The 11,111-nt window shown below is 67.9% G+C and carries 8 protein-coding genes; 1 reads left to right on the top strand and 7 read right to left on the bottom strand.

Annotated features, from left to right (window positions below; all coding sequences use genetic code 11):
* Nucleotides 1-184: 184 nt before the first annotated feature.
* The 6 genes from guaA to AC1DB8_RS03215 all read right to left on the bottom strand — a co-directional run bounded on the left by guaA (nt 185) and on the right by AC1DB8_RS03215 (nt 6,858).
* Nucleotides 185-1,774 carry a glutamine-hydrolyzing GMP synthase gene (guaA, locus tag AC1DB8_RS03240; RefSeq protein ID WP_441417101.1) on the bottom strand — a complete coding sequence of 530 codons (1,590 nt, stop codon included), beginning with the start codon at nt 1,772-1,774 and terminating at the stop codon, nt 185-187.
* A gap of 95 nt (nt 1,775-1,869) precedes the next feature.
* Nucleotides 1,870-2,382: a DUF3817 domain-containing protein gene (locus AC1DB8_RS03235; protein ID WP_441417100.1), complete on the bottom strand. Its 513-nt coding sequence runs from the start codon at nt 2,380-2,382 to the stop codon at nt 1,870-1,872.
* Nucleotides 2,379-3,251, bottom strand: a complete 873-nt coding sequence (locus AC1DB8_RS03230; RefSeq protein WP_441417099.1) for an SURF1 family protein — start codon at nt 3,249-3,251, stop codon at nt 2,379-2,381. The genes AC1DB8_RS03235 and AC1DB8_RS03230 overlap by 4 nt, the downstream gene beginning before the upstream one ends.
* 75 nt (nt 3,252-3,326) lie before the next feature.
* Complete coding sequence (locus AC1DB8_RS03225) at nt 3,327-3,815, bottom strand: PTS sugar transporter subunit IIA (RefSeq protein ID WP_441417098.1); 489 nt, start codon at nt 3,813-3,815, stop codon at nt 3,327-3,329.
* Nucleotides 3,816-3,877: 62 nt separating this feature from the next.
* Nucleotides 3,878-5,629: a glycerol-3-phosphate dehydrogenase/oxidase gene (locus AC1DB8_RS03220; RefSeq protein ID WP_175321236.1), complete on the bottom strand. Its 1,752-nt coding sequence runs from the start codon at nt 5,627-5,629 to the stop codon at nt 3,878-3,880.
* 92 nt (nt 5,630-5,721) lie between these two features.
* Nucleotides 5,722-6,858: a GuaB3 family IMP dehydrogenase-related protein gene (locus AC1DB8_RS03215; protein WP_441417097.1), complete on the bottom strand. Its 1,137-nt coding sequence runs from the start codon at nt 6,856-6,858 to the stop codon at nt 5,722-5,724.
* Between the two features lie 294 nt (nt 6,859-7,152).
* On the opposite strand from AC1DB8_RS03215, the gene AC1DB8_RS03210 reads away from it, so the two are divergent.
* Complete coding sequence (locus AC1DB8_RS03210) at nt 7,153-9,057, top strand: S8 family peptidase (protein WP_476892149.1); 1,905 nt, start codon at nt 7,153-7,155, stop codon at nt 9,055-9,057.
* A 131-nt stretch (nt 9,058-9,188) separates the two neighbouring features.
* On the opposite strand, the gene AC1DB8_RS03205 is transcribed toward AC1DB8_RS03210, so the two are convergent.
* Nucleotides 9,189-11,030 carry an ABC transporter ATP-binding protein gene (locus AC1DB8_RS03205; protein WP_476892148.1) on the bottom strand — a complete coding sequence of 614 codons (1,842 nt, stop codon included), beginning with the start codon at nt 11,028-11,030 and terminating at the stop codon, nt 9,189-9,191.
* Nucleotides 11,031-11,111 lie beyond the last annotated feature (81 nt).

The raw sequence follows: 11,111 nt of genomic DNA, 5'->3' as shown, positions 1-11,111 counted from the left end.
GCGGTTTCTGAGTTCGCGCGGGACGCCCTGGACCATACCGGCATGCCTTCGAGGTTAGCCCGAATCGGGCGTCAGTGCGGGGCCGCAACACTGGCGTACACCAAATTCGTGGGCAAATTGCTTCGGCGAAAGGGCTGGCCAAAAGAAAATGGCCGGCCTCCGAAGAGGCCGGCCATTCACAACGCTATTCCCACTCGATGGTTCCCGGCGGCTTGCTGGTGACATCCAGTACCACGCGGTTCACGCCGTCCACCTCGTTGGTGATCCGGTTGGAGATCCGGGCGAGCAGCTCGTAGGGCAGCCGCGACCAGTCCGCTGTCATGGCGTCCTCGGAGGACACCGGACGCAGCACGATCGGGTGGCCGTAGGTGCGGCCGTCGCCCTGCACCCCGACGCTGCGGACGTCCGCCAGCAGCACGACCGGCATCTGCCAGACCTCGTTGTCGAGGCCGGCCGCGGTCAGCTCGGCGCGCGCGATGGCGTCGGCCTTGCGCAGCAGGTCCAGCCGCTCTTTGGTCACTTCGCCGACGATCCGGATGCCGAGCCCGGGGCCCGGGAAGGGCTGACGGCCCACGATTTCCTGCGGCAGGCCGAGCTGGGCGCCGACGGCGCGGACCTCGTCCTTGAACAGTGCACGCAGCGGTTCCACGAGCTCGAACTGCAGGTCTTCCGGCAGGCCGCCCACGTTGTGGTGGCTCTTGATGTTTGCCGCGCCCTCGCCGCCGCCGGATTCGACGACGTCGGGGTACAGGGTGCCCTGGACCAGGAACTTGATCTTTTCGCCGTGCGCCGCAGCCTCGGCGATGATGGCCAGTTCGGCCTCTTCGAACGCGCGGATGAATTCGCGGCCGATGATCTTGCGCTTGGTTTCCGGGTCGCTGACGCCGGCCAGTGCGGCCTGGAAACGCTCCTGCTCGTTGGCGACGTAGAGCTTGACGCCCGTGGCGGCCACAAAATCGCGTTCCACCTGCTCCGCTTCGCCTTCGCGCAGCAGGCCGTGGTCGACGAAGACACAGGTGAGCTGGTCCCCGACGGCGCGCTGGACGAGGGCTGCGGCCACGGCGGAGTCCACGCCGCCGGAGAGCCCGCAGATCACGCGGGAGTCGCCGATCTGTTCGCGGATCCGCGCCACCTGCTCTTCGAGGATGTTGCCGGTGGTCCAGTTCGGTTCCAGCTTGGCGCCCTTGAAGAGGAAGTTCTCCAGGACCTGCTGGCCGTAGGCGGAGTGCTTCACTTCGGGGTGCCACTGCACGCCGTAGAGGCACTTCTCCTCGTTGGCGAAGGCGGCGACGTCGGCGCCCGCCGTCGTCGCGAGGACCTCAAAGCCCTCCGGGGCCTCGTGGACGGAGTCGCCGTGGCTCATCCAGGTGCTCTGGTGCTGCGGCATGCCCTCAAGGATGGAGCGGCCTTCGCCGATGGTGGTGGTCTCGGTGGCGCCGTATTCGCGCAGTCCGGTCTGGGCGACCTTGCCGCCCAGGGCGTTGGCCATGGCCTGGAAGCCGTAGCAAATGCCGAACACCGGGACGCCGGCCTCGAACAGGTCTGCGCCGACGCTCGGGGCACCTTCGGCGTAGACGCTCGCGGGGCCGCCGGAGAGGATGATGGCGGCCGGGTTCTTGGCCAGCAGCTGCTCGGTGCTGTAGGTATGCGGAACGACTTCCGAATACACATTCGCTTCCCGGACGCGGCGGGCAATCAGCTGCGCGTACTGGGCACCGTAGTCAACAACCAGCACAGGCCTTTGGGACGTCTGGGATGCAGTGGGAGTGGTCACCCCACTAGCCTACTTTGCACCGCCGGTCCCCCGCACATTGAGAAGCCCCGGGTAAGCGAACTCACAGGCCGCCGGAGCGTCCGGAGGAGAGCAGGTCAGTAGCGCTGCGGCGCCTGCGGGTTGGCCGCCAGTTCCGCCTCCACCTCTGCGTGGAACCTCTTTTCCACAAAGAAGGACAGGAACGGCACGACGCCGCCCAGCGCCAGGATGACGAGCTTGGCAAAAGGCCAGCGCATCAGCGACCAGAGTCGGAAGTTGGACATCAGGTAGACGACGTACATCCAGCCGTGCACGATCAGCACCGCCACGGAGAGGTTCACTCCCCCGATCACTCCCGGCGGCTCGGCGTCGGCGAACCCGAAGCCGAACGGCTGCCCGGTCACGGCGTTGGTGCCGCCGGCGAAAAGGTAGTGGCCGAAGACGTAGCGGGCGATCAGCTCCGCGCAGAGCAGGAGCAGCATGGAGCCCGTCAGGTAGGCGAGGACCTTGTAGAACTTCAGGGCGGAGCGGATCTGCGCCTCGGTCCCGCCGAAGCGGCGCTTCTTGCCGTTGGCGCTTCCCGTTCCGTTGGACTGCTGCGGCTGGATGGCCGGCTGGGGCTCGATCATGATTGCACTCTCGGATTGGTTGGTTCGGTTGCGGGGGAATCAGTGGGCGGATCGGTGTCGTGGGGTCCGCCGGCGGCGGCCAGCCGGGCGGCCGCCTCGTCCTGGGCGTCTTCGAGGCCGCGGCGGTAGTCGTCCTTGACCAGGCGCCACCAAATAAACAGTGCGAAGCCGGCAAAGACCACCCACTCCGCGGCGTAGAAGAGGTTGAGCCAGTTCACGGTCTGGGCGGGCGGCTGCGGGCCGATATTGAGCGGTTTGACGGAGCCGGCGGCGGCAACGTCCGCACCGCCGGAGCGCTCGGCGCTGGCGGCCACGAACCCGGGATAGCTGCTGACGTCCCAGAGATTAATGAGTTCCGCGACGGAGACGGCGCTTGCCCGCCCGGCGCCGGCGTCGGTGTTGGGCAGCGGCGCTTCGGAGGGGATCAGCCGACCGGTGAGTTCAATAGTGCCCGACGGCGGCGCCGCGGCGTCAGCCGCATCGGCCACCCAGCCCCGGGCCACCGGGATCCAGGTCTGCGGCGATGCGCCGGCGCCGGTCAAGGCGGGAGCGCCCTGCACGGCGAAGGCGGAGACGATCCAGAATCCCTTGGCGCCCTCGTGAATCCGGCCCGGCACCAGGACCTGCTTCCGCGGGTCGTAGCTGCCGGTGGCGGTGACGACCTGGTCGGCCACCGAGCCCGGGAAGAACTGTCCCGGCTTCAGGACCGTGGTCAGCGGGCGGGCGTCCTCGGTTCCTGTGGAAACCGGCGCCTCGGACCGTGTGGAGCGGCCGAACTGCCACTGGCTCAACAGCACAAAGACTCCCGAAATCACGATCGCCAGCACCAGGCCTGCGATCCAGCGGGGTTTGAGGGCGGTTTTCAGCACCCCTTAACCGTACTTCGTCGGCGTGTAGAACAACGAAACGGCTCTGGAGACCAGCCATAGCGTCGGCAGCAGGTGCTAGTGGTCGAAGAACACCAGGCTGGAATTGATCAGTTCGGAGATCACTTCGGGATCATAGGCTCGGCGGAGCGACTCCCGGAAGGACTCCTTGGACAGCGAACGCGCCAGGGTGGCCAGCACCTCCAGGTGGTCCGAGAAGGAACTCGCGGGCGTCGCGATCAGCAGGATAACGGTGGCCGGTCCGTCGGCCGCCCCAAAGTCCAGCGCCTTGCCGTACTTGGTGATGCCGACCGCGATCGAGGTGCGGGAAACAAATTCGCTGCGGGCGTGCGGCAGGCCGACGCCGCCGGGAAGCCCGGTGGCCAGCTGGTGTTCGCGGGCGTTGACGTGGCTGAGGAACCCCTCCAGATCGGAGATCCGGCCGGCGTCGTACATCCGCTGCGCGAGCTGGGCGGCGGCGTCGAACTTGTCCTCCGCGTCCAGCTCCAGGATCACCATCTGCGGCGTGGTGAGGTCGGCATCGTACCGGTCCAGTGGTTCCGCCAAGAGGTGTCCCTTCGAAGTGGCGTCGGTGCACGCCGGCTGGCGGCGCCGTACGGCGTCCCCGGTCAGCGCAGCGGAACGATGTCCTCGACGCCCAGGCGTGCTGCGTCGGCGGATTCGTCGTCCGGCTGCTCCTGGCTCAGCCGTTCCGCGTCGACCCGGGCCAGGTAGTGCTTGATCTCGCTCTCGCGCTGCGCGTCGCTCCAGCCGAGAACCTCACCGATCAGTTTAGCGACTACCGGCGCCGCGGACACACCGCGGTCCCACGCCTCGATGGAAATGCGGGTCCGGCGGGTCAGCACATCCTGGACGTGGCGGGCCCCCTCGTACCTGGCCGCGTAGACGGCCTCGGCTGCGAGGTAGTCGTCCGCGCCCGGCAGCGGCTCGGCCAGCTCGGGGTTCTCCCCGATCAGCGCCAGCACTTCCGGGGCCATCGAACCGTAGCGGTTGAGCAGGTGTTCGATCCGCGCGACGTGCACTCCGGTTTCTTCCGCCATCCGGTTGCGCTTGTTCCAGGCAGCCTTGAAGCCGCTCGCACCGAGCAGCGGGATGGACTCGGTGCAGGACGGCGGGACGCGTTCGTCCATGCTGCGGGTGGCTTCGTCGACGGCGTCCTTGGCCATGACCCGGTAGGTGGTCCACTTGCCGCCGGCCACGACGACGAGGCCGGGCACCGGGTGCGCCACCACGTGTTCGCGGGAGAGCTTGGCCGTTGAGTCGTTCTCCCCGGCCAGCAGCGGGCGCAGTCCCGCATAGACGCCTTCGACGTCCTCGCGGGTCAGCGGCCGCTTGAGGACCTTGTTGACGTGCTCGAGGATGTAGTCGATGTCCTTGCTGGACGCCGCCGGGTGCGCCTTGTCCAGGTGCCAGTCCGTGTCGGTGGTGCCGATGATCCAGTGCCGGCCCCAGGGAATAACGAACAGCACGGACTTCTCGGTCCGCAGGATCAGGCCCACCGTGGACTGGAAGCGGTCGCGCGGCACCACCAGGTGGATGCCCTTGGAGGCGCGGACCTTGAGCTGGCCGCGGTCGGTGACCATGGCCTGGGTTTCATCGGTCCAGACGCCGGTGGCATTGATGACCTGCTTGGCCCGGATGTTGAAGCTGGAGCCGTCCTCGTGGTTGACGACCTTGGCCCCGACCACCCGTTCGCCCTCGCGGAGGAAGTCGACAACGGCCATCTGGTTCACCGCGTGCGCGCCGTAGTAGGCGGCGGTGCGGACGAGGTTCGCGACGTACTTCGCGTCGTCGACCTGGCCGTCGTAGTAGCGGATGGACCCGACGAAGGCGTCGTCTTTAAGGCTGGGCGCCGCCCGCAGGGTGCCGCGCCTGCTCAGGTGCTTGTGGAACGGGACGCCGCGGCTGTGGCCGCCGGTGATGGACATGGCGTCGTAGAGCGCGATGCCGGAGCCTACATAGGGCCGTTCCACGAACCGCTTGGTGAGCGGGTAGAGGAATGGGACGGGCCGGGCAAGGTGCGGGGCGAGCACGGAGAGGATCAGCCCGCGCTCGTGCAGGGCCTCCTTGACCAGCGCGAAGTCCAGCATCTCCAAGTACCGCAGGCCGCCGTGGATGAGCTTCGAGGACCGCGACGAGGTGCCCGCAGCCCAGTCGTTGGCCTCGACGATGCCCACGCTGAGGCCGCGGGTCACGGCATCGAGGGCGGCGCCGGCGCCGACAATGCCGCCACCGACGATCAGGATGTCGAGTTCCTTGCCGGGCTGGGTGCTGGCTTTGAGAACCGCGAGGGACGCTTCGCGTTCCGCGGGCCCTAGCGCGCCACCGGCCAAGGGAGCACCACCGGGAAAACTGTTCATCTCACGCCTCCATCCGGATCAAACCTCGTAGTGCACCACACTACTTCCAAGTTCTTCGGATGGGCAGGGTCTTGGCCCCGCCGGCGCCGGGCTCAGTTTCCGGCGTACGGGGAGACGACGACGTCGACGCGCTGGAATTCCTTCAGGTCCGAGTAGCCGGTGGTCGCCATTGATCGGCGCAGCGCGCCGATCAGGTTCGAGGTCCCGTTGGTGTGGTGGCCCGGGCCGAACAGGACCTCCTCGAGCGGTCCGACGGTGCCGACGTTGGCCCGGTCGCCGCGGGGCAGTTCGAGGTGGTGGGCTTCCTGGCCCCAGTGCCAGCCCTTGCCTGGAGCCTCTTCGGCGCGGGCCAGGGCGCTGCCGAGCATGACCGCGTCGGCTCCCATGGCGATGGCCTTGACGATGTCGCCCGAGGTGCCCATGCCGCCGTCGGCGATCACATGCACGTAGCGGCCGCCGGATTCATCCATGTAGTCCCGGCGGGCGGCCGCGACGTCGGAGATGGCGGAGGCCATCGGCGAGTGGATGCCCAGGGCGCGGCGGGTGGTGCTCGTCGCTCCCCCGCCGAAGCCGACCAGCACGCCGGCGGCGCCGGTGCGCATCAGGTGCAGGGCCGGGGTGTAGCCGGCCGCCCCGCCGACGATCACCGGGACGTCGAGTTCGTAGATGAACTGCTTGAGGTTCAGCGGCTCGTGGTCCTTGGAGACGTGCTCGGCTGAGACCGTGGTGCCACGGATGACGAAGATGTCAACGCCGGCGGCCACGACGGTTTTGTAGTGCTCCTGGGTGCGCTGCGGCGTCAGGGAGCCGGCCACGGTCACGCCTGCGGCGCGGATTTCGGCGAGCCGCGAGGTGATCAGTTCGGGCTGGATCGGGGCCTGGTAGAGCTCCTGCATCCGGCGGGTGACGGCCGGGCTGTTGGTCTCGTTTTCGAGGGCGGCAATCTGGTCCAGGACCGGCTGCGGGTCCTCGTAACGGGTCCAGAGGCCTTCCAGGTCGAGGACGCCGAGGCCGCCGAGGCGGCCCAGTGCGATGACGGTTTCCGGGGACATCGCGGAATCCATCGGCGCGGCAATGACGGGCATATCGAACTTGTAGGCATCGATCTGCCAGGAGACGGAGACGTCCTTGGGATCGCGGGTACGTCGGTTGGGGACGATCGCAATGTCGTCCAGGGAGTAGGCACGACGCCCACGCTTGCCACGGCCAATCTCAATCTCGTAAGTCACGTCCCCACTTTACTTGACCGGGCCGGGGACCCGGCATTGGCCGCGCCTGCCGGGCTGCGGGCCGGCCCGCGGGGGCACGGCGGCGGCCGCCGCGGCGGCGTTGCCGGGCCGGCCGATAGCGAAGTATGCACCCGAATTAATCGATAGCTCACACTTACTTGACACGATCTGTCAATAGTTTACAAAACCTGAAAATGCCCTTACGTTTACTTTCGGCCGGCCGGGGATTTCGCCGGGGGCCTCCACACCCAGTTCCGGGCATTCCGCAATGCCCGGTTAAAGAAAGCAGAACCCATGGGAAGTGCATCACTCAGGAAGTCCCGCGTCCTGGCCCTGTCGCTGGCCGCCGTCGTCGGAACCATGACCCTCGCCGTCACCCCGGTGCTCGCCGCCCCCGGCACCGGGCCGGTCGCCACCGAAAATGTCCCCGCGCCGGACGTCAACGCCGGCGAGGCGTACACGCAGTTCATCGTCAGTTTCAAGAAGACCCCGGGCAACGCCACCCCCAACGGCCGCGCGAACGCCTGGGGCAAGGCCGCCAAACAGCAGGGGGTGAGCGTACGGGAGCTGCGCGCCCTGGCTACCGGAGCGACCCTGATCGCCTCCGACAAACCCCTGTCCGACCAGGCCGCCACGGACTTCATGGACTCGATCGTCGCTTCCGGCGCCGTCAATGCCGTCGAACCCGACGCCCGCATGACGGCCGTCCTGACGCCGAACGACACCCGCTACGGGGAGCAGTGGGACTTCACCGGCGCCAATGGCATGCGGATCCCCGGCGCCTGGGATGTCTCCACCGGGTCGGGGTCCACCGTTGCCGTGATCGACACCGGCATCACCGCACACCCGGACCTGGACGCCAACGTGCTGCCGGGCTACGACTTCGTCTCCGATGCCAACGCTGCGCGCGACGGCAACGGCCGCGACTCCAACGCCCAGGACCAGGGTGACTGGTACGCCGCCGGCGAGTGCGGGCAGACCACCGCCGGCAACTCCTCCTGGCACGGCACGCACGTCTCCGGCACCATCGCCGCGGTGACGGGTAACTCCACCGGCGTGGCCGGTGTCGCGCCCAACGCCAAGGTCCTGCCGGTCCGGGTCCTCGCCAAGTGCGGCGGCTCCCTCTCCGACATCGCGGACGCCATCATCTGGGCCTCCGGCGGGACTGTCTCCGGGATCCCCGCCAACGCCAATCCGGCCAGGGTCATCAACATGAGCCTGGGCGGCTCCGGCGCCTGCGGCACCACCTACCAGGCCGCCATCGACTCCGCCGTGTCGCGGGGCACGACCGTGGTGGTGGCTGCCGGCAACAGCAACCAGGATGCCTCCGGCTTCCGTCCGGCCAACTGCAACTCGGTGGTGACCGTCGCCGCCAGCAACCCGAGCGGCGCCCTCTCCTATTACTCCAACTACGGCGCCACCGTGGATCTCACCGCTCCGGGCGGCGACACCAGCGTCAGCGGCGGAGGCATCCTCTCCACGCTCAACACCGGAACCACGACGCCGGGTGCGGCGGGCTACGCCAGCTACCAGGGCACGTCGATGGCGACCCCGCACGTCGCCGGGCTCGTCGCCCTGATGAAGTCCAAGTCACCGGCCCTCACCCCGGCCCAGGTCGAGTCCACGCTCCGGCAGGGCACCCGGGCCATGCCCGGCGGTTGCACCAAGGGCTGCGGCGCCGGCCTCTCTGACGCCACGGCTACGATGGGGCTCCTCGGCGGAAGCAACCCGCCGCCGCCGTCGGGCAACCTGCTCCTGAACCCCGGCTTTGAAAGCGGCTCGGCGTCCTGGACCTCCAACCAGTCGGACACCTTCGAGACCGGCACGGCCGCCCGCAGCGGCAGCGGCTTCGCGGGGCTGAACGGCTGGGGCAAGTCGACGTCGTACACGCTGGACCAGGCCTTTTCCATCCCGTCCTCCGTCAGCGGCTCCTCGCTGTCCTTCTACCTGAAGACGCTCTCGGATGAGACCACCACCAGCACCGCGTACGACACCCTGAAGGTCCAGGCCATCAGCGGCGGCGTGACCACGACGCTGGCCACCTACTCCAACCTGAACAAGTCCACCGGCTATGTCCTGAAGACGCTGGACCTGTCCTCGTTCAAGGGCAAGACCGTCACGCTGCGGTTCGTCGGCGTGGAGGATTCCTCCCTGGCAACGTACTTCTACCTTGACGACACCTCGGTGACTACCTCGTAGCACCACCGGCCGCTGCTAAGAATGGGCATGCCCTCCCTCCCCGGGAGGACATGCCCATTCTTTGTGCCCCGGAGTGGACATAACACCGCTACGTCCACGGGACGTCGCCGGCAGAGGGCATGTCCGGCGGCTCAGACCCCCTCGGCCTCGTCGACGGCGAGCTGCGATTCGAACATCCGGAAATAGCGGCCGCGCAGTGCCACGAGTTCCTTGTGCGTGCCCTGCTCCACGATCCGGCCGTCCTCGAGCATGTAGACGATGTCCGCCTTCTCGATCGTGGCGAGCCGGTGGCTGATGGCGATGATCGTGCTGCTGCGGTCGGCGAAGAGCCGGGTGAAGATCCGGTGCTCGGCCAGGGCGTCGATTGCCGACGTCGGTTCGTCCATCACCATGAAGGACGCGTCCCGGTAGAAGTTCCGGGCCATGGCCAGGCGCTGCCACTGCCCGCCGGACAGGCCGCTGCCCTTCCGGCCGCGCGGGTCCTCCATCCAGTTGCTGACGTGGTTATCCAGCCCGTTGGGCAGCTTGTTGATGAACTCGAGGGCCTCCGCGTCCGACGCGGCCCGGCGGATCCGGTCGTCGTCGCGCGGCGCATCGACGTCGCCGAAGAAAATGTTCTCCGCCGCGGTGGCGAACTCGTACTTCAGGAACTCCTGGCTGAGCACCGCGAGGTGGCGGTGCCACGACTTCACGTCGACGGCGGCGAGGTCCACGCCGTCGAGCAGCACCTGGCCCGAATCCGGGCGGTAGAGCCCGGCGAGGATCCGGATCAGGGTGGACTTGCCGGCGCCGTTCTCGCCCACTACCGCGATGTGCTGGCCCTGCCGGATGGTCAGCGAGATCCCTTTGATGACCTCCAGCTCGCTGCCGGTGTAGGTGAACCGGATATCCCGCAGTTCCACGGTCCGGGGCGCCTGGAGCAGGGGCGGGGCATGGTCGGAGTGGACGGGCAGCGCCATGAACAGCTCGTAGTCCTTGAGGTTGGCGAGGTCCTCGTCGATGGAACTGAGCGAGGAGACGAGGCTGTTGGCGGTGGACAGGGCGCGGCTGACGATCTGCTGGACGTAGAGGAACTGCCCCACCGGCTGGGCCCGGGCGATGATCTGGCCCACCACCCAGATCAGCGAGACCACCTCCGCGCCGTATTGCAGGGCGTCGGCGGCGAGCTGTTTGGGGATGTAGCGCTTCTGGAAGTCGAGCCGGCGCTTCTCATCCGCGTCCCGGAGCCGGGAGCGGAGCCCCATCAGGTAGCCGACGATCCCGTAGAGCCGCATCTCGGCGATGTGCTGCGGGCGCAACAGGTTGGTTTCGATCATCCGGCGCTGCCGGCGTGAATCGACCTGCGTGTTCCAGTGCGCGATCTGTTCCCGCGACAGTTTGAACTGCAGGTAGACGCTGGGCACGATCGCGACCAAAACGATCACCGCGATCCACCAGCTGACCAGCAGCAGCGCGCCGATCGCCAGGACCACCGAAACCAGTTGGGTGAAGATGGCGGCGATCCGGTCCAGGACCCGGGCGTAGGAATCGGAGAAGCGCTTCGCCCGGTCGTACAGGTCCACCGTTTCCTTGTCGTCATAGCGCCAGAAGTCGAGGGCGAGGAACCGCTCGTACATCAGGTCCCCGACGATCGCGCCGACCCGGAAGCTCATCAGCTGCTGGATGTAGCGGTCCACGCTGCTGAAGGCTCCCCAGAACAGGCCAAGCGCCGCGGTGATGATGACGTAGACGATGGCCTGCTGCCCGGCGGCGGCGTTTCCCGAATAGGCGGCTGCCAGCGCCGTCGTGGTCAGCGCGGCGTAGTAGGTGGTGACGAGGGGCAGCAGCGCCGAGACCAGCGAGCCCACGACTTTCATGACGACGGCGGCGGGCGAGGCGCGGAAGCTGACCCGCAGAACCTGCGCAACGGCCCGGGCGTAAGGCCGCAGCGCCAGTTTCCGCTTCGGCTCGCGTGCGGGCAGGAGTTCGGACATGCCTCCAGCCTAGTTGCGGGCCGCGGCGGCGGAACGCGGAAGGGCCACGGGACGAATCCCGTGGCCCTTCAAGTTGGCGTG

Source organism: Arthrobacter sp. 10N410 (assembly GCF_056394945.1).
Note: the sequence above shows the minus strand (reverse complement) of the source record. Positions and strands in the feature narration are given on the sequence as shown.